Here is an 18,128-nt window from a genome sequence, read left to right on the forward strand (position 1 = left end):
AATCAGGTTATTTAGACTCCGCTAAAGCGCTGTCGGCCGAATGTTGAGACGAATCAGTAGTCTAGGTCGGTTTCTGGTAAGTAACTTCGCCGACTCATTTATTTACCATTCCCCGGGTTCATACGAACCGAAATGGGTTGGCGACACGGCCAACGCTGCATCGTCTGAAGGACGCAAATCCAGTTGCTTGGAACTCTGTTGCCCAACAGACCTTGTGTGGTGGCGATTGGCGTTTTGTCGCTCTAGGCTCCATCGGCAAAACCGGTCGACGAACCGATAGGAATTAGCTAATGGACCGCACCACGTCGCTATCGACAAGGAGCGCCCTGCGCTACACTATTGGCAGACGGTGTGGGTTCGCCCTCACAACTATCTATCGCGGGCGACAATAATGATAGCCCACTGCCTCACGGGTTGGTAGAGACGGTGATTGGTGGGCGTTCTCTCACGAGGGCACCGGCCGAATTCAAGCGCTCAAGATCCTTTAGGTAGGAGGCCGAAGCGAAGACTAGCAGGACCCCCTCCGCAGCCAGCGTCAACGCCGATATGGAGCCAAAGCCCGCTTGTGCATACGTTCCTGCTGCTACAACTAAGATCACAAGCGCGGCGACCGCCGAAACCGTGAACGCAATCAGCACAAGGCCCCGTTTGACACCATGATGTCTGCTCGCGAGCCTGAACCAGATCCCGTCCCAGACGACGTCTCGAGCGCCACTTGCGTGAGCTAACATCATTCCCAGCGAGTTGGTCGGATGCGCTCTGAGTGCCTCGATCTCAGGTACGGTCGCCAGGATAGCGAATGCCTTTCTGTGCTCCAGTTGCAGAACACTCCCTGTCGATGAGCTGTTGAGAGCTTCACGCGTTGCCTGGTCTGCCGTCTCGGCCGCGGTGCCCTTGACAACCCACAAGCGATAGCCGATCGCCACGATCAAAACGAACACCGCAAGATATTCGGTTTGACCAAAATCACTGCCGACTGGTGGAGCCTCCGACGGCAAATATCTGAAACGGCGCATTGCGAAATCGTAGCCGTATTCGATTGCGCTCTTCGCCATGAGCATGCTGGAAAAGGCGACAAGTACGCTGAACGTCGTATCTCGGACCCACCATTTCGCCAGGATAGGGATGATTTTTTCAAATTCTATGCGGATCGACATGTATCGCTTCTCGTCATCAAAGACCGGGCTATACACGTTAATCCGTCGAGGCTGCAACCAGCCTGGAAGGCCCAACTGGCAGCTCGTATAATCCTGTCCTCTAAAACCTTGGAGCCTGTCCGGCCGCCTTGATAGAAATCGAAACGTCGAAACGTCATTTCACCCCATCCTTTGTTATCCCTCGCGATATCTGTGACGATCACGGCGGTCAAAAATAGCGTACAACACGAAAATCCTGTCGCGAGGGGAGGTACCCCAGGCTTAGATGACATACTCACTTTCGATTGTTGTTTGCTCCATCGTCACGCCTGGTAAAGCGGAATTCGGCCGGCCGACCGGGCGGGCAGGAACGCCTGCAACAGATGTGTGGGACGCGACCGCCAACAGGACCACACTACCCGCTCCAACCTTTGCGCCTACGCCAACCTCGATATTCCCGAGAATTTTCGCACCCGCTCCGATGAGGGCGCCTCGACGGACTTTGGGATGGCGATCACCGGATTCCTTTCCTGTACCTCCCAAGGTAACATCCTGGAGGATGGAGACGTCGTCTTCAACAACAGCGGTTTCGCCGATGACGAGCCCATTTCCATGGTCGAGCATGATCCCACATCCCATCCGGGCGGCCGGATGGATGTCGATTGACAAAACCTCGCACGTTCGGCTTTGAATGTGGCGCGCCATAAGCCTTTTGTTGTGCCGCCACAGCCAGTTCGCGATACGATGCCCCTGAAGGGCCATGAACCCTTTGAAGTACAGGAAGGGTACAAGCAGTTCGGAAGTGCTCGGGTCGCGATCGAAAACTGCCTGAAGATCGGAAATTGCAGACTCGACGATCTCGGGGGCGGCCTCAAAGACCTCCAGTGAAACGTGAGTCAGCACATCCGCCCCGACATCGTTGTTCGCCAATGTCTCCGCAAAGCGATAGGCAAGCCCATGCGCGAAATCAGGGTGGGAGAGCACGTTAAGCGCCATCGCCTGGGCCAGTCGCGGATCGTCTTGAGCCGCCACCCGGGCCTCCGCGCAAAGGGCCGCCCATATCTCGTCGGTGCGATCACGATCTTCCGGACCGCCGTCCTCATTGGAGGTCGTAACAGCCGAGCGCAAGTCCCGTGAAACGGCGTTAGGCAATAGGCGCGAGGTCGTCATGAGCACTCCGTGGGGCGTTTCAACTTCGCCGAATGCAAGGTTTGATCGTCTGATGCGTCTCAGAAATGTTTTATGTGATATTGAGCAACGTCATTGATAAAAGTCTTCGACGCCAACGCGGCAATATAGCCGGAACCCAAATGCAGATCAGTGCCCGTGATTATCTCCGCCCCCGGCAAGTGGCATTGGAAGCGGCACCCCTCCTGTTCGGCGACTGACACTTTCGTAAGATCGATGGAAAGGCCCGAGCCTGCGACCTTAACCGCAGCCTCTTTTCGCGTCCATGCCCGAAGCAGGAACTCCGACTTTGCCATCCGATGTGTGGAGAGGCATGCCAACTCTCGCGGCGACAAAGTGCCCATGACGGTGAGTAACAGAGCGTCATCCTGCTCAATCGTCTCGACATCGACCCCAATATCCATCGCGCTTGAGAATGCCACGACTGCGAGGTCCCCTGCGTGTGATATGCTGATCCCCGGCCCGGGCTGAACCGACGGCTTGCCTGCCAGCGCCCGAACGACCGTCACATTTTCCGGCCGCGTATCGAGCATCGTACCAACAATGCTGCGCAGCACGATCCAGCTCATGACGGATCGATTGCAGTCCATGATCTGCCGGAAGCGCCGTGCGCGATCCTTTTCTTCAATCGAAAGGGGAAGCCCCCGAAGCTCAAAAGGCACATGCGGTACCTTTATCGACACGACGGCATGAAACTCACCATTTTGCCACCGTTTTCGCAACATGGTGCCAATGGCTGCCATTTCTTCGACCTCGCGCGCAATATCGAGTTCACCCATTGGATCGTAGCCCGATAAGACGCCAACCTGCATTGCAGGCCCGTGGGCGTTGCATGTTCATCGCGCCGGAACGGTGTCATAGCCCTTTCTACGATAGATAATCGTCGAAACGATCCAGCTCACGATAAAGATGCCGACGACCGCATAGCCGACGCTCGAAAGATTGTCGTTCAGACCACCGAGGAAGCGCCAGAAGTCGCCGTCATAACCGAGTTTATCCACGATAAGGTTGGCTGCGGTCAACCCGCCGATGAACACTGCGACGACCACGGAAGCTGCAGTGATCGTCAAATTGTACCATAGCTTACGAACCGGGTTGACGAATGCCCAGCCGTAAGCGCCGGTCATCAGCACGCTGTCCGTGGTGTCCATCAACGACATGCCGGCGGTGAATAGCGCGGGGAAAACCAGAATCGTCCAGAAGGACATGCCTTGGGCAGCCTGCATCGCCGAGATGCCAAGAAGCCCGATTTCAGTTGCCGTGTCGAATCCAAGGCCGAACAGGAAGCCGATGGGATACATGTGCCAGGAGCGGGAAACGACACGAAAGACGGGCCGGAAGATCCTTGCCATGAGACCACGCCCTGCGAGGAGAGCATCAAGGTCTTCGTCAACGATCGTTTCGCCTCTTCGGACCCGCTTGAACGCAGACCAGATCCCTTTCAGCACGATCAGGTTGGCAATGCCGATGATCAGCAGGAACACTGCCGACACGGTGGTCCCTATAATGCCGCCGATGTCTGCGACCTCGTCGAGCTGCATGGCAGCTGCCGTCGCAGCGATGACGATGGATGCCAGAACGACAATGCTCGAATGGCCGAGCGAAAAGAAAAAGCCAACAGAAAAAGGGGCCTTGCCCTCCTGCATCAGCTTGCGAACCACGTTGTCGATCGCCGCGATATGATCAGGGTCGAAGGCGTGACGCAACCCAAGCATGTAGGCGAGGAACGCAGTGCCCATCAGAGCGGGTCGATCGGCAAATGCCACCCAGGCCCAAACCCATGCTGCAATATTTGCCGAAACAAGGCAGACAAATGTAATCGCCGCTTTCATCTTCATTTGGAACGGCTGGTCGTCAAACGGATTCGGAAACATAGGCAACCCTTTTTATGTCACGGAGAGGCGACCGGCAGAGACCTGCCGGCCACAGTCTGACGATGAGGAGAACGGTTGGTGTTAGTGCCGGCCCCAGCCAGGGACGTCCCCGGTATACTCGACTTCAAACTGGTCGAAGTCGGCCATAAGCTCGATGAGCTCCTGTTCCGTGGCGCGGCGGCCATTGGCATAAAGGGCGCCCAGCCTGCGGAAATATTCTTCGCGGTTCTTGCCCGGGCTGAAGAAGATCAGCATGACAGCTTCTGTGTCAAAGGGGTTGTGGAAGCCATGAGGAACATCTTCGGGCACTTGAATGTAGGTGCCAGCCGGCGCTTCCACATGCTCGCCGTCAATGTAGATCTCCACTTTACCTTCCAGGACGTAGAACGCCTCGAGCTGATGGCGGTGAATATGCGGAGACGCTCCGGGTGCACCCGGTTTCATACGGTGCTCAAACAGACCGATACGGTCGTCTGTTTCCTTGCCGACAGCCTTGAAGGTCGTATGTGTGGTGGTTCCGATCTCGACGGATTCACCTTCACCGGGAAACAGCGTCTTGGAAAATTGCGTCATGAAGGTTTCCTTTCGTGGGATAATTGACGGTTGTCACTTGGGTTTAAACGTCAGGCGCCGGTTTGATCGGCGGCTATGAACTGAGGAGGGATACGTATCGCTCACCGGAATCCGGAAAGATCGTTGCAATGCGGGCACCCACGAAAGCCGGTCGCTGCCGAAGCTGGCGGCAGACATGTGTGACGGCACCTGAGGAAATTCCGGCAACGATCCCGGCGGCTGCCAGGCTTCGCGCCGTCGACCAGGCGTCTTCGTCCTCGACAGTCACGATCTCATCGATGAGGGTGCGGTCGGTTGTTGTCGCAACAAAGCCGCCGTTTAACCCCGGAATACGGTGTATCCCCCCGGGCTGCCCGCTCAGCACGGCCGAGCGAGCCGGCTCAACGGCCACGATCTTTATATCAGGGTTTTGTTCCTTGAGATATTTCCCGGTTCCGCTGATCGTTCCGCCCGTCCCGACGCCGCAGACGAGGACGTCGATACGTTCACCGAGATCACGCCACAGTTCCGGGCCGGTTGTTTCGTAATGGGCAAGAACATTGTCTGTGTTTTCGTGCTGGCAGGCAAACCATGCCCCTGGCGTTGCGTCGCGGAGTTGCTCAGCTTTCTCGATCGCGGCCGTATATCCGGCTTCGCTGGGTGTCAGCTCCAGTTCTGCGCCGAAGAATTTCAGCAACTCGATGCGCTCTTTCGATGCGCTGTCGGGAAGCACGATGATGCAGCGATAGCCCCTCGACCGTGCAAAACCCGCTAGTGCAATGCCTGTGTTGCCGGACGTTGCCTCGATGACCGTACCCTGGCCAGGAACGAGTTGCCCACGCGCTTCTGCTCCTGCGAGCATGTACCAGGCAATGCGGTCCTTGATGCTGGAATAGGGGTTGTATTTCTCAAGCTTGGCGAAGATCCCTCGCCCCCCTGCAATATCTGCCGGCAATTCCAGGACAGGTGTACCACCGACGCCAGTGCCGAAGGAGCGCGCGCTACCCGCAGTCTCGGATACCGCAGGCTTGATCTGTCCGCTGTTGCGGGCGAGTGGGGCCGGGTGCGTGTCGATATCTGGAGGGACCGCACGCACTGAGCCGGTGCTTGGCGAGAAAGGTTCGATGCCACTCATGAGTTAGCCTTTCCGGATGCTTGAGGCAGGGTGGACGATGAGATGCGACCTTCGGCGAGCGCCATCCCAACCAGGATGACCAAACCACCCACAATGATGTTCCACGACAGGGGTTCAAGCAGCAGAACCGCGCCGAACAAAACGGCGAAGACGGGTACGACATAGTCAACAGCAGAGGCTGTCGATGCGCCAACGTCCTGGATCAGCCGGAAGTATAGGATGTTGGCGATGCCACTGGCGAGAATTCCGAGGTATAACAACGACAGCAACGGAACCGCCGAAACCGTTTCGATTGTCGGCCAGGGGAAGAACGGCAGGGCAAGGCCGAGAAGAACAGCGGCCGCAATCAACTGATTGGCACCCAGCGTGATTGGGTCGATCTTCAAGGGCGATAGGTAGCGACTGACATAGGCATATCCCACCGCATAGCTGGCCGCGGCGCCGAAGCATGCCAGAGCACCGAGAAGGGAACTCCCCTCCACGTTCCACGGGCTGACCACGAGCGCCACGCCCAGGAACCCCAGGATAAATCCAGCCACCTTGCGTCCGGTTGCGGGCTCATTTTGCAAGGCAACGGTCGAGATGAAGAGCGTCACCAGCGGCGTGCCACCGATAAGCACGCCCGCAAGACCAGCGCTTGTGTGAAGCTCGCCGTAGCTAAGGAGGAGATAGGGAATGACGTTTGCAAAGATGGAGGAGACCGCGACATGGACCCATGCCCTCCCCGTCAGTTTGAATGACCTGCCGGTAAAAACGATGATCGCAGCGAGCGTCGCCGCGCCCAGAATCAGCCGGAACAGAACGAGTTGATTGGGGCTGAAGTCTTCCAGTGCCAACTTGATGAAGGTGAAACTCGCACCCCATATCGCTGCTTGCCCGAAGAACCGGGCCGCTGTTGCTTTTTCCATCTCTTCTCTCCCTATTTGGCGGCCTGTTGCAGGCCGTAGTTTGGTTCTCTGACCAGAAACTTCTGCCGACCGATGATCTCGGGCTGGTAGACGAGCGCATCCCAGTGCGCCTCCTCGATCGGTTCGAGCGCCACCGAAACGACATGGGGTGCGCAGCCGAAAGCCTTGATGACCGCCGATGTGAGCTCGTCCGCCAATGCCTGACGGCGGTCCTCATCGATATGGGCTGGGAAATGCTTGACACTGATATGGGGCATGGAGATCTCCCGATCGGATGAAAGGATGTTACTGAGAACTTGGGCGAGCGCTGTCTGGCCTCCGCCGCGAAGGATCGCGTAATGGTCGTGGGAAAGTTCGATGATCTGGCTGAAGTGTTTCCGGATTTGCGCGCCTGCAGTCTCCAGGAAGGAATAATCATCGCCCTTGGCCTTGATGAGGGTGATTGGTGCCGTCACCGCACGTTGGTCGAGTTCGTCGAATGTGTATTCGAAGGAAAACGTCGCCTTGACGACCCCAACGATCCGAGAGACCAGCTCTGTCGAGAGACCTTCAAATCGCTCGACGATGAAGTCCACGAAGCCGCGCTCGTCACGAACGAAGGCAAGCAGCTCCGCCTCTATGGGTGAATTCAGCGTCCCGGCGAAGACTGACAGGAGAATGCGCAAGAAACGCTCATCACCGAAGCGATCGGCCTGGGCAACCGCCGGTGCTGTCTGTTGCAACGGAGATCCAGGGGCAATGAGAACGAGCTGCTCCACCGTTCGGCCAAGCTGTTCCAACTGAAAGGCCGTTTCGAAGGCCACCCGAGCGCCGAACGAATAACCGACACAAGTAATGGGGCCGTCTGGCTGATCGCGCTGGATGAGTTCTACGTCCGCCGCCGCCATGTCCTGGATGGTCGGGAACGGGATTTCACCGGTGTTGATGCCGTGAGCCTGAATTCCGACGAACCGATAGGAACCGTCGCCAGCCTGCGCGAGGGAGCGAAGGCCCATGGGATACCCTCCGAGCCCCGGCCAGCAATAGATCGGCCGCCCTTCGTGAGCATCGTTCAGGCTGACAAGGCGGCTCTCAAAGCTGCTCGCGCCGGAACCAACCTCCCTTGCCAGCGCTTCTATCGTCGGTGCCGCGAAAAGCGCCTGTATCGGCATACGTGTGCCAAATCTTGAATTGAGCCGATTGACAAGCGCCATGGCAAAGAGCGAATTGCCTCCGACGTCAAAAAAGGAATCGCGGATCGACAGTTCTTCGTCACCCAGACGCAAAATGTCTCTCCAGATGCTGGCGATCTCGATTTCAATGCGGCTTGCCGGGAGAACCAAAGGACGCGCGTTTTCTTCGGCTTCAACAAGGTCGCGCAGCGATTGCAAATCGATCTTGCCGCTTGGCGTCGTCGGCGTGGTTTCGATGACACGAACGCGACCCGGAACCATGTATTCAGGCAGAAACTCGCGCAGCTCCTCCTTGAGGATTTCAGCGGGACCGCGCATGTGCACAAGGTCCTCGTCCATGCCGCGGCTTGATCGCTGCGCGGGCGACACTCCGCCGCCGAGCGCGAAATAGGAAAGTGTCCCTGCGCTTGTGCTAGGCGAAAAGTCCTTTCCGATAAGTCCTTCCAGCCGGCTGGATGTCGCCATTTCGAAGCCTGACAGCGAGCTATACCCGGACGACATCAACCCGATCGCAGGATCGCTCGTCTGCAGACGGTGGAGAAGACGGCCGAGCTCGACGAAACCGGTCCAACCAGCTAGCTTCGACACGACGAAAGCGACGCCGAATGTCGAGCGGTCGTAGACAGCTTGGTTGATGGCAATAACATCCTTACGGCGGATGACGGGTTCACCAATGCGCGCAAGATTTCCGTCGTCGAGCCGATAGGTTCCGGGGGATACGCCATCCGGTGTCTCCTCGTGAATTTGGACGAGGATGGTTGAATCGATGCTCGCTCGGGTGCTCGGCTCGCGCGAAAGCTCGACGCTCAGCGTGTGGACGAAATCCTCTGAATTGAAAAGACCGGCCGGAACGCGGTGCGGCGGTGCGGTCTTGATTGGGTACAGGGAATTTTCCGCTGCAACCTCTTCGAGGAGCCCCAGCATGTGTCCCGCCTCAAGGTAGAGAACCTCATCGACATTTGTCGAATAAACCTCCTGGATTCGGCTGCGCTTGCCGTAAACATGAAGACGGATGCCTTCACCGGCCGACGTGCCCAGCGATACGAGCGTCAACGTGTGATTAATCGGGTGGAAGTAGTAGAGCCCGGGCCACAGCCCATCCACATCGTTGACTTCCAGGAATATCTGCGAGGCATTCAATGCGCCGGGAGACGCGTAGGCATATTTTGCGAGGAGCCGTGCATCACTCAGGAATGGTCCAAACCATCTGAGAACTTTGCCAACCAACGCCTTGTCCAGCGTGGGTTCGCCATGGGCTGTAGAAACAGGGTGCCGCTTCGCTACGGTTATCGCCCGGACGATCTGGTCGCCATCAACCCTTGTCCTGAAATTACGATAGGTTTTGCGCGCAAATACCCGTTTCGCAACGTCATCGGACGCTTCGCGGAAAGGCAGAGTGACAGTGTTTCCGTCGAGTTCATCCGGCGCACGGAAAGCACTGTTCGACAATTGTGCGTTCACCTGTCGGCGGCTGGACTTGGACTTGTGGTGACTGCCAGCAACGTTCTTGTCCATCAGCGCCGCCTCTCCGTCGTCAAGTTCGACGAAGGCTGCCAATTGCGCGGTTCCAAGACGGGACTGCCACGGCACCACGGTCGCGCGCCGGATCCAGCGATGATTCTCGATCGCCAGACGGATCTCGTCCAGCTCGATGCGGTGGCCGTTGATTTTAACCTGATTGTCCACCCGCCCGACAAAGCTCACGCAGCCGTCGGCCTCCTTGATGGCAAGGTCGCCGGTTCGGTATGCCCGGCGTTGCAGGCCCTTGGCATCGACGAGAGCCACGAACTTGGCGTCCGTCAATTCGGTATTTCCGATATACCCGCGCGCCAACTGCGGACCTGCGATATAGAGCTCGCCGACTTCACCCGCCGCGATCTCGTTTACCCCATCGCTGACGATGAGGTCGGTGTCATAGACCGGGTATCCGATGGGCAGGACGCGATCCGTGTCGTCCAAATCTTCCGCCTTCACGACATAGGAAGAGACGTTGATGGTGGTTTCCGTCGGGCCATAGAGATTGACCAGAATTGCCGTCGGATGGGCAATCGATAGGCCGCGTGAAAGACTGGACGTCAACGCTTCCCCACCGCTGAAGATCTTCGACAGGTTGAGATCACGAAATCCCTCGGCTTCCAGAAGGGCCGACCAAAGCGTTGGCACACACTGCAGCGTGTTGACATCGTGATGCTTTGCAGTCTCGATCAACCGAGCCGGATCGCGGTAAGAACCGATGCCTGCCATGACCACCGTCGCGCCCTGAGCAACGGCAAGGATTTCCCATTGTCCTGCGTCAAAGCTGAAAGGCGTCTTCTGCAAGATGCGAACGGTGTCATCGATGCCCATCGCGTCCCGCAGCCAAGCGAGTTGATGCGCTATACTCTCATGCGTGATAGCGACACCTTTGGGTTTGCCTGTGCTTCCCGACGTGTAGATCACGTAGGCGAGATCGCTTGGCTCTAAGTCGTCCTCGTGCTCGGCGGTGTCTGTACCTTCAAAACACTCTTCCAAGGCAATGACGGTGCTATCGGTAGTCTCAATCGTACGGGCATCGCTTGCGAGTGGAACGGTGGTGAGGATGATTCTTGCCCCGGAGTTTTCGAGTGTGTACCGCAACCGGCTGCTTGGGTATTCCGGCGACAATGGAAGATAGGCGCCGCCGGCGCGCAGAACCGCCCAGATCGCGATTTCGAGCTCAAGCGAGGAGTCAACGAAAACACCGACGACGGCATCGGAGCCAACGCCGTGCTTGCGCAGATGAGCCGCAGCCTGACCGCTGCGAAGCCAGATATCCGCAAAGGTCAGCGAACCCGTATCCGACACGACCGCCAGTCGGTCCGGATGACGCAGAACCTGCTCTCTCAATTGCTGCACAAGTGTTGAAGATGTCATCTCGATAGCACCTCTTTCGGATGACTTCATCCAATCAGATTGATATCAATCTTGATAACAATCATGTGCTCAATCGTGAGGCGAGATGGGAAAATATTTCTCAAGTCGCGGTCGTAAGCGCACAGGATCGAGGCATTCTGCTCAAACGTTAATCAACAAGCCGATGGAAGAAGGGACTGACGTGACGTCTTGGCCGCAGCGTAGGGCCTAGTCTTTTGAATTGGGTAGCAAAAGCTCGCGATAGCTTTGGTCTTTTGAGCCGCCCCGCAATTCCTCGCGCGTGGTGTGCCCAACAATTTTTCCAGCTGCCATGACCGCGATGCCTTCACAGAGCTGCGCGACGACTGCGAGATCGTGGCTGATGAGGAGGTAGGAAATCTGCCGTTCGACGCGCAGGTCTGCCAGGAGATTGAGGATTTCGGCCTGGACAGACACGTCGAGCGATGAGGTCGGCTCGTCGAGGAGAAGAACTCGCGGCTCGACGAGCAGCGCGCGGGCAATGCAAAGACGTTGTCGCTGTCCACCGGAAATCTGGCCCGGGAAACGGAAGCGCACGGAACGCGGCAGTCCGACTGCATCAAGCACGTCGGCAATACGCTTGTCCTGACGGTCGAAGCGATGAACAATCAAAGGTTCGCGCAGGATCGTGTCTACGGTATGCGCCGGGTTGAGTGCGGCCGCCGGATCCTGGAAGACGATCTGCAACATGCGGCGATCGGCAAAGGTGCGGCGGGCGCCGAGCCTGCGCCCAAAGACCTCGATCGTTCCGGACCATGTGTCGTGAATACCCGCAATGCATTTCAGCAACGTGCTTTTGCCGCACCCTGATTCGCCGACGATGCCGAGGCTGTCGCCCTGGCCAAGATTGAGTGAAACATCATCGAGAATGACCGACGTTCCGAGCCGGACCGAGACTCCGTCGATGGAAAGGGCTTGGAGCGTCATCTGGCCCAATCCGGGTCGCGCGTGAGAACCGGCAAACGGCGCCCAGGATCATCCAGTGATGGCACGCAGGCGATCAGCCCACGCGTATAGGGATGTTGTGCGGTCTGGTAACCCTGCCCGCTGGTCAGCGTTTCCACCGTACGGCCCGCATACATGACCAGGATGCGATCCGCAAAGTCGGAAACAAGCTCGAGATCGTGACTGATGAGGATGAGCCCCATGCCGCGTAACCGAACCTGCTCGTCGATCAGCTCGAGAATACGCCTCTGGACAACGGCATCGAGGGCGGATGTCGCCTCGTCTGCAATTAAAATATCCGGCCCGCCCGCCAGCATCATCGCAATCATCACCCGCTGCGCCATTCCGCCGGACAGTTCGTGGGGATAAAGATCGAACACGCGGCGCGGATTGCGGATGTGCACCTCATCGAGAAGTGTTTCCACCGCTTTGCGCATGTCCGACCGCCCGGTCCGTCGATGCAGGCGGAGCATCTCGGCGATCTGCCGACCGGCCGTCTGAATCGGGTTGAGGCCTTGTCTTGGATCCTGAACCACCATTGCGATGCGATGGCCGCGCACTGCGCTGAGTTGGCGGCCGGTCAAGCGCAGCAGATCCATCTCGCAGAAACGCGCCTGTTCGGCCGTTACGATGGCATTATGCCCGGCAAGGCCGAGCAAAGCACGAACCGTCATCGATTTCCCCGATCCGGATTCTCCAACGATTGCGAGCCGCTCGCGGCCCAATGTGAAGCTCACGCCCTTGACGGCTTCGACATAACCAGTGGGAGCGCGGAAGCCGACCTTCAGATCACGGATATCAAGCAACGGAGCCAACAACGGGATTTCCTCTCAGGATCGCGGGTCGACGAGGTTGCGCAACGCATCGCCCAGCAGATTGAACCCAAGAGCGAAGAACAAGATCGCTATGCCAGGCATCGTCGAAACCCACCACGCCTCGAATATGACATCTCTCCCCTCGGCAACCATCGCTCCCCATTCCGCTTGCGGCGGTGGCACGCTTGCACCCAGGAACCCCAGACCTGATGTGATGAGAATGATGCTGGATGCATCGAGCGTGGCACGCACGATGGCCGAAGGCAGGCAGAGCGGCAGAATGTGCGTAAACATGATGCGCATGCGGGAAGCGCCAATGACGTGCGCGGCCTGCACGAACTCCGCGCCACGAAGCGTCACCGCCTCGGCGCGAGCAATGCGTGCATAGGAGGGCCAGCCCGTCAACGCGATTGCTATGATCGCCGTCGCGATGCCGGGGCCGAGCGTCACCGCGACGGCAATCGCCAGGATAAGGCGGGGAAACGCCATGAAGACGTCACACAGACGCATGATGGGCGTGTCCAACCGGGGGAAAAGCCCTGAGGCTGTGCCAGCCATCACGCCGACGGGCACGACGAGTGCAAGGACGCTTGCGACAATTGAAAGTGTTGGCCGTGCGCCAGATAACACCCGCGAAAAAATGTCACGGCCAAGCATATCTGTTCCAAACCAATGGCTGGCGGACGGCGGCTGTAATCGATCTGCCAGAACCTGGAGGTTGGGATTTTGAACCGGCAGCACCGAGGAGAGCGCGGCCATACCTACCATCAGCAAAACGGTAAATAGACCGGCAACAGCTACGGGATCGCGTAGCAGCATCGAGACATCGCGTGCAACGCGTCCCAGTTGCGCCTGCAGCGGAGTATCCGGGCTATCGTCGAAGAGCCATGCCTTGACTGCGAGCATCATCAAACCCGTGTCCGCGGATCGACGCGCGCTTGTGCAACCTCCGCCACCCTGTTGAGCACCATGAAGAGGGTACCGATGATCAGCGTTCCGGCGAGAACCGCGCGCATGTCGGAGGCGAGCAGTGACTGGGTGATGTAGAGACCAAGCCCCGGCCAGGCGAACACTGTCTCTGTCAAGACGGCCCCCTCAAGCAGGTAGGCATAGTTCCAAGCCACCACGGCGAGGAGTGGTCCGATCGTGTTGGGCAAAGCGTGGCGCCACAGCACCCGCGTTTCCGACAATCCCTTCAGCCGCGCAACGTTGATATAGTCTTGTCGGTACTGCCACAGCAGGAAGCCACGGGTCGTGCGGGCGATGTCACTGAAGGCGACCAAGCCCAGAAGCGCGGCCGGAAGCGCGATGTGGGACAGCGCATTGCCAAAAGCCGACAGGTTGCCGCTGAGCGCGGTGTCCACGAGAACGAAGCCGGTCACCGCGGGTATCGTATATTGATAGACAATATCCAGACGGCCCGGACCCGCCACCCAGCCAAGATGCGCGTAAAACAGCAGCAGCCCCACCAGGCCCATCCAGAAAATCGGGATAGAATTCCCGAGGATCGCAACGACGCGCACCAGGCTGTCGGGCCAGCGGTCGGCAAACCGAACCGCCAGCAGGCCGGCAGGCACGCCCAGGCCAACACCCAGCACGATTGCCACGGTCGCCAACTCGATCGTAGCCGGCAAGAACCGGCCTATATCCTGCGCGACGGGGTTTCCCGTGGTTGTGGCGACACCGAAGTTTCCCCGTGCCATATCGATGACGAACAACACGAACTGCTCAGGTATCGGCTTGTCCAGATGCATCTCGCTATACATCTGTTCATAGAGTGCTTGGGGTGCATGATCACCGATTACCGTGAGAACCGGATCCGTCGGCAGGAGACGCCCTATGGTAAAGATCACGAAAAGAAGCCCCAGCAGTACGACAGCGGGTACGGTCGCACCCGAGAGCAGCCGCAGCAATAAGGACGCGCCCTTCCAGGCAAGGGCGGCTGGCACCTGCAACGTCGAGGCCGAGGTCTTCGAAAAGCTCACGGCGAGACGGCGCACATCGGGTGCCGTCGGAATCTCGTTTGTCATAAGGCTGCCCCCTGCGATCATCCATGACCGGGACGGCAACCTCGAAGTCACCGACGCGAGGTAGACCATTTCACGCGATAAGCTCTATTGCTAACAATATTGATTTCATTATTCACGGATCTCGGACATATCTTTCCCGAGATATGCTTCTAACGGAAAAGTTCGGAGATACCGAACGTTGGCGACGGTCGTGATCGCGGCCAGCCGTGCAATTTGATCGAGGACCTATGCGTCGATCTGGGTTAGGTTTTGCTCTAAAGCCTTGCCCATATTGTTGAGGTGTTCGAGCATTGCCTTGCCGGCGCGCACTCCGTCGGCCGCGCAAATGGCATCGACAATTTCCTTCAGTTCTTGGATGGATTGCTTGATGCGACCGGGAAACAGAAGGGTCTGGAGCCGAAAGCGGGCGATTTGCACGTTCAATGTCGCGACGATGCGGGCAGCAGTTGCGTGGGCCGCGATGCGGCGGATCTCCGCGTGCAACCTGTTGATCTGCTGCGAATACTCCACGTAATCCTCTTCGGCCTGGGCTTTTTGAACTGCCGCGAGAATGCCCTTGAGGCGTTCGCCGTCGGAGGCCGTTGCCTTGGCAGCCGCGTTGCGTGCAATCAGCGTTTCCAACGAAGCGAAGGTCTGGAGGATTTCGACGGCTTCCTCTCGGCTTATAACACGCACGCGGGCACCTTTGTTGCGCTCGACCTCGACAAGTCCTTCCTGGTCCAGTTTTCCGAGCGCCAGCTTCACATTGACCCGATTGACCCCGAGCCACTCCGCCAGTTCCAACTCAGGCAGGCGTTGGCCCGGCAAGAAATGTCCTGTCTCGATCGCTTTGCGTAACCTTGCCACCGGATCGGCGTGCCGTTTAGAAACCCTGGCCACTTCCATCTCTTCCATTCATCATATGCATCGTGAATCGGCGTGCCGCTCACCTTCTCGCCGCCTAGGACGTCGAACATTACCATTCTCCAACGACCCGGGTTTAGCATACAATATTGTTAGCAATGGCGCTAGCAAAGAGAAATATTTTACACGCCTTCTCGATGACGGAAATTTAATCCGATTGAGTTGAGTAGGGCGCGGGGCTTCAACCAAAAAATGAGGGGACATGCAGTTATCGACCGCGATGCGGCGACACGAGTAACCGAACCTCTCTGAGGTGGCGAAAAGTGCAGGCTGAACGGAAGTTGGCTGCGACTCAAACTTCTGTAGCCGTGCCTGCCCGTCAGGCTTCGAGAATGGCCTTGAGGAAAGCCCTTGTCCGGTTGTTCGAGGGCGATTCAAATATTTGAGCCGGACTGCCCTGCTCGATAATGCGCCCGCCTTCGAGGAAACAGACGCGATCGGAGATTTCGCGGGCGATACCCATGTGATGGGTCACCATCAGTGTCGTGAACTGATGCTCTTGTGCGAGGTCGCGGATCACCGACAGCACCTCACCGACCGTTTCCGGATCGAGCGCCGAGGTCACTTCGTCAAACAGCAGAATCTTCGGGCGCATGGCGAGCGCGCGAGCGATCGCCACACGCTGCTGCTGCCCGCCGGACAACTGGATCGGGAAGCTGTTCTGCTTCTCCGAGAGCCCGACAAGCTTTAAAAGTTCGAGGGCTCTTGCATAGGCTTCATCCTTTGAAAGCCCAAGCACGCGAACAGGAGCCTCCGCGATGTTGCGCAATGCGCTCATATGCGGGAACAAATTAAAGCTCTGGAACACCATCCCGATCTTGCGACGGATCGCTCCGGTTTGCTGCCCACTCGCCTGCCGGCTCGCCGCACCCGCTCCTTGGTCGTGCCAGAGTTCTTCACCATCCACCGACACGCCGCCGCCCTGAACGGTCTCCAGCGTCATAAGAATGCGTAATATCGTCGACTTTCCGGAACCGCTTGGCCCAATGAGCGTCAGGTTTTCGTTCGGCGCTACATCGAGGTTGAGGTCCGACAGAACTGTGAGGTTGCCGAATGTCTTTTTGACATTTCGAAACGTGATTATGGGTGAGGTGATCCCGTCAGCCATGCGAAGTCTTTCTGCCGAGCCAGACTTGTGACACCAGGCGCTCCAACTGCCTTACGAAAAAGGACGTCGCAAGGCTGATGACCAGGAATATCATGCCGCAAAGTGTGATGGGTTCGATGTACTGGAAATAGTCGGCACCATGCTGCATGGCGACAAACATGATGTCCGTCACCGCGATGGAAGCCAGCAACGGCGTTTCCTTGAAAATCGATACGAGTAGATTTCCAAGTGTCGGAACGAGAAAAGGGATGATCTGCGGCACGATGACGTGCCGGTAAGCGTCCACTTGAGAAAAACCGAGGGCGGTGACCGCGTCTCGCTGCCCTGTTGGCAAGGCTTCCAGACCGGCGCGATATGCCTCCGCGACATAGCATCCGTAATGGATCGATAGTGCGAGGATCCCGGTTGTAATCGGCGGCAGAACGATTCCAATTTGTGGCATCACGAAGAAGTAAAAGTAGATTTGCAGCAGCAAGGGGGTGGAGCGGATGAAATCCGCGAGGAACACCGACGATCTGGTGATGAGCGAAAGACGTGAGCGCCGCGCCACCAATATCGGTATGCCGATCACTAGTGCGCCTGCAAATGCAAGCAGCGCAACATAAATCGTGACACCCGCGGCGGACATCAGCTTCGGCAGGACGGTCGCCACGACAGAGAGCCGGAACCAGTCCAGCCCATGAATGTCTATGCTGAATATGTTCATCTGGTCGCCACGAGAGAAATCGTCCTTCTTCAATGTGCTGCCGCAGTCGCCATCATCACCACCGACGGCGCCCCTGACGGTAGGCTCGTGGCGGAACGCAACTTCCACCGGCCGAAACGGCGTTCCATCCACCGCGTCAGCCCGATCAGCGCCTGCGCCAGGACGAAGTACGTGCATAAAACGGCAAGAAGCACCGGGACCGGCTGATAGGTACTCACGGTAATCGAGTGAGCCTGCTCCGTCAGTTCCGCGAGCCCGATCAGCGATACGATCGACGTGCCCTTGAGCAGCATTACGAATTCATTGCCCATCAACGGCAGCAGAGCGACCAGCGCTTGCGGCAGAACCACGTACCGCAAGCGCTGGAAGCCATTCATACCCAGCGCAACCGCCGCCTCGTGCTGGCTGGTATGAATGGAAAGCACCGCGGCTCTGATATATTCGGAGGAATAGGCGGCGTGGGTGAGTGAGCAGCCTATCACCGCAGCTTCCCATACGCTCAGCCGCATCCCGAGAAATGGGGCTGCGAAATAAAGCCAGAACAACGTGACATAGAGAGATACACCACGAAAAAGCTCTACGAACGCCAAGGCGGCGTACCGCACCGGACGCAACCGCGACAGGCGTGCAAGACCGACGAAAACCCCAAGGACAAAACCGAGCGCCAAGACAATGACGAACAGCAGGAGCGTCTGTACCAGCCCGTCGAGAAGCAGCGGGACCCAAATAAGCAGGTCACGCACGCT

At 57.9% G+C, this 18,128-nt stretch carries 16 protein-coding genes; all 16 read right to left on the reverse strand.

Annotated features, from left to right (window positions below; all coding sequences use genetic code 11):
• Window positions 1-407: 407 nt before the first annotated feature.
• Window positions 408-1,157 carry a hypothetical protein gene (locus tag J5278_RS27245; RefSeq protein ID WP_209186611.1) on the reverse strand — a complete coding sequence of 250 codons (750 nt, stop codon included), beginning with the start codon at window positions 1,155-1,157 and terminating at the stop codon, window positions 408-410.
• Window positions 1,158-1,418: 261 nt separating this feature from the next.
• Window positions 1,419-2,306 carry a serine O-acetyltransferase gene (gene cysE, locus J5278_RS27250; RefSeq protein ID WP_209186610.1) on the reverse strand — a complete coding sequence of 296 codons (888 nt, stop codon included), beginning with the start codon at window positions 2,304-2,306 and terminating at the stop codon, window positions 1,419-1,421.
• A gap of 59 nt (window positions 2,307-2,365) precedes the next feature.
• Window positions 2,366-3,103 (reverse strand): 4'-phosphopantetheinyl transferase superfamily protein, encoded by a 738-nt coding sequence (locus J5278_RS27255; RefSeq protein ID WP_209186609.1) that lies wholly within the window; start codon window positions 3,101-3,103, stop codon window positions 2,366-2,368.
• Window positions 3,104-3,160: 57 nt separating this feature from the next.
• Window positions 3,161-4,198 carry a HoxN/HupN/NixA family nickel/cobalt transporter gene (locus tag J5278_RS27260; protein WP_111218272.1) on the reverse strand — a complete coding sequence of 346 codons (1,038 nt, stop codon included), beginning with the start codon at window positions 4,196-4,198 and terminating at the stop codon, window positions 3,161-3,163.
• An 81-nt stretch (window positions 4,199-4,279) separates the two neighbouring features.
• Window positions 4,280-4,771: a cupin domain-containing protein gene (locus J5278_RS27265; RefSeq protein ID WP_111218274.1), complete on the reverse strand. Its 492-nt coding sequence runs from the start codon at window positions 4,769-4,771 to the stop codon at window positions 4,280-4,282.
• A 73-nt stretch (window positions 4,772-4,844) separates the two neighbouring features.
• Window positions 4,845-5,885, reverse strand: a complete 1,041-nt coding sequence (locus tag J5278_RS27270; protein WP_111218276.1) for a PLP-dependent cysteine synthase family protein — start codon at window positions 5,883-5,885, stop codon at window positions 4,845-4,847.
• Window positions 5,882-6,793, reverse strand: a complete 912-nt coding sequence (locus tag J5278_RS27275; protein WP_111218278.1) for a DMT family transporter — start codon at window positions 6,791-6,793, stop codon at window positions 5,882-5,884. The genes J5278_RS27270 and J5278_RS27275 overlap by 4 nt, the downstream gene beginning before the upstream one ends.
• Window positions 6,794-6,804: 11 nt before the next feature.
• Window positions 6,805-10,857 (reverse strand): amino acid adenylation domain-containing protein, encoded by a 4,053-nt coding sequence (locus J5278_RS27280; protein WP_111218280.1) that lies wholly within the window; start codon window positions 10,855-10,857, stop codon window positions 6,805-6,807.
• 207 nt (window positions 10,858-11,064) lie between these two features.
• Window positions 11,065-11,802, reverse strand: a complete 738-nt coding sequence (locus tag J5278_RS27285) for an ABC transporter ATP-binding protein (protein WP_209186608.1) — start codon at window positions 11,800-11,802, stop codon at window positions 11,065-11,067.
• Window positions 11,799-12,638, reverse strand: coding sequence for an ABC transporter ATP-binding protein (locus J5278_RS27290; RefSeq protein WP_209186607.1), 840 nt, complete (start codon window positions 12,636-12,638; stop codon window positions 11,799-11,801). The genes J5278_RS27285 and J5278_RS27290 overlap by 4 nt, the downstream gene beginning before the upstream one ends.
• A gap of 12 nt (window positions 12,639-12,650) precedes the next feature.
• The gene (locus J5278_RS27295) at window positions 12,651-13,454 is read right to left on the reverse strand and encodes an ABC transporter permease (protein WP_307877487.1); all 804 of its coding nucleotides are present in this window, start codon (window positions 13,452-13,454) and stop codon (window positions 12,651-12,653) included.
• 89 nt (window positions 13,455-13,543) lie between these two features.
• Entirely contained in the window at window positions 13,544-14,665 is a 1,122-nt protein-coding gene (locus tag J5278_RS27300; protein WP_257623492.1) for an ABC transporter permease, read from the reverse strand.
• Window positions 14,666-14,890: 225 nt separating this feature from the next.
• Window positions 14,891-15,559, reverse strand: coding sequence for a GntR family transcriptional regulator (locus J5278_RS27305; protein ID WP_240538919.1), 669 nt, complete (start codon window positions 15,557-15,559; stop codon window positions 14,891-14,893).
• Window positions 15,560-15,887: 328 nt separating this feature from the next.
• On the reverse strand, window positions 15,888-16,676 hold the full coding sequence (gene ehuA / locus J5278_RS27310) for an ectoine/hydroxyectoine ABC transporter ATP-binding protein EhuA (protein ID WP_209186605.1): 789 nt from the start codon (window positions 16,674-16,676) through the stop codon (window positions 15,888-15,890).
• The gene (ehuD, locus tag J5278_RS27315; protein WP_240538920.1) at window positions 16,669-17,415 is read right to left on the reverse strand and encodes an ectoine/hydroxyectoine ABC transporter permease subunit EhuD; all 747 of its coding nucleotides are present in this window, start codon (window positions 17,413-17,415) and stop codon (window positions 16,669-16,671) included. Before ehuD ends, ehuA begins: the two co-directional genes overlap by 8 nt.
• The gene (locus J5278_RS27320; protein ID WP_209186604.1) at window positions 17,412-18,125 is read right to left on the reverse strand and encodes an amino acid ABC transporter permease; all 714 of its coding nucleotides are present in this window, start codon (window positions 18,123-18,125) and stop codon (window positions 17,412-17,414) included. The genes ehuD and J5278_RS27320 overlap by 4 nt, the downstream gene beginning before the upstream one ends.
• Between the last annotated feature and the right edge of the window lie 3 nt (window positions 18,126-18,128).

The sequence above is a fragment of the Rhizobium sp. B21/90 genome (assembly GCF_019355815.1).
GTDB classification, from domain to species: Bacteria; Pseudomonadota; Alphaproteobacteria; order Rhizobiales; family Rhizobiaceae; genus Rhizobium; species Rhizobium rhododendri.

Excerpts from the sequence above, each read along its gene's own strand:
- J5278_RS27245 (WP_209186611.1), bottom strand. The coding sequence starts at position 1,157 with ATGTCGATCCGCATAGAATTTGAAAAAATCATCCCTATCCTGGCGAAA.
- cysE (WP_209186610.1), bottom strand. The coding sequence starts at position 2,306 with ATGACGACCTCGCGCCTATTGCCTAACGCCGTTTCACGGGACTTGCGC.
- J5278_RS27255 (WP_209186609.1), bottom strand. The coding sequence starts at position 3,103 with ATGGGTGAACTCGATATTGCGCGCGAGGTCGAAGAAATGGCAGCCATT.
- J5278_RS27260 (WP_111218272.1), bottom strand. The coding sequence starts at position 4,198 with ATGTTTCCGAATCCGTTTGACGACCAGCCGTTCCAAATGAAGATGAAA.
- J5278_RS27265 (WP_111218274.1), bottom strand. The coding sequence starts at position 4,771 with ATGACGCAATTTTCCAAGACGCTGTTTCCCGGTGAAGGTGAATCCGTC.
- J5278_RS27270 (WP_111218276.1), bottom strand. The coding sequence starts at position 5,885 with ATGAGTGGCATCGAACCTTTCTCGCCAAGCACCGGCTCAGTGCGTGCG.
- J5278_RS27275 (WP_111218278.1), bottom strand. The coding sequence starts at position 6,793 with ATGGAAAAAGCAACAGCGGCCCGGTTCTTCGGGCAAGCAGCGATATGG.
- J5278_RS27280 (WP_111218280.1), bottom strand. The coding sequence starts at position 10,857 with ATGACATCTTCAACACTTGTGCAGCAATTGAGAGAGCAGGTTCTGCGT.
- J5278_RS27285 (WP_209186608.1), bottom strand. The coding sequence starts at position 11,802 with ATGACGCTCCAAGCCCTTTCCATCGACGGAGTCTCGGTCCGGCTCGGA.
- J5278_RS27295 (WP_307877487.1), bottom strand. The coding sequence starts at position 13,454 with ATGCTGCTACGCGATCCCGTAGCTGTTGCCGGTCTATTTACCGTTTTG.
- J5278_RS27300 (WP_257623492.1), bottom strand. The coding sequence starts at position 14,665 with ATGACAAACGAGATTCCGACGGCACCCGATGTGCGCCGTCTCGCCGTG.
- J5278_RS27305 (WP_240538919.1), bottom strand. The coding sequence starts at position 15,559 with ATGGAAGAGATGGAAGTGGCCAGGGTTTCTAAACGGCACGCCGATCCG.
- ehuA (WP_209186605.1), bottom strand. The coding sequence starts at position 16,676 with ATGGCTGACGGGATCACCTCACCCATAATCACGTTTCGAAATGTCAAA.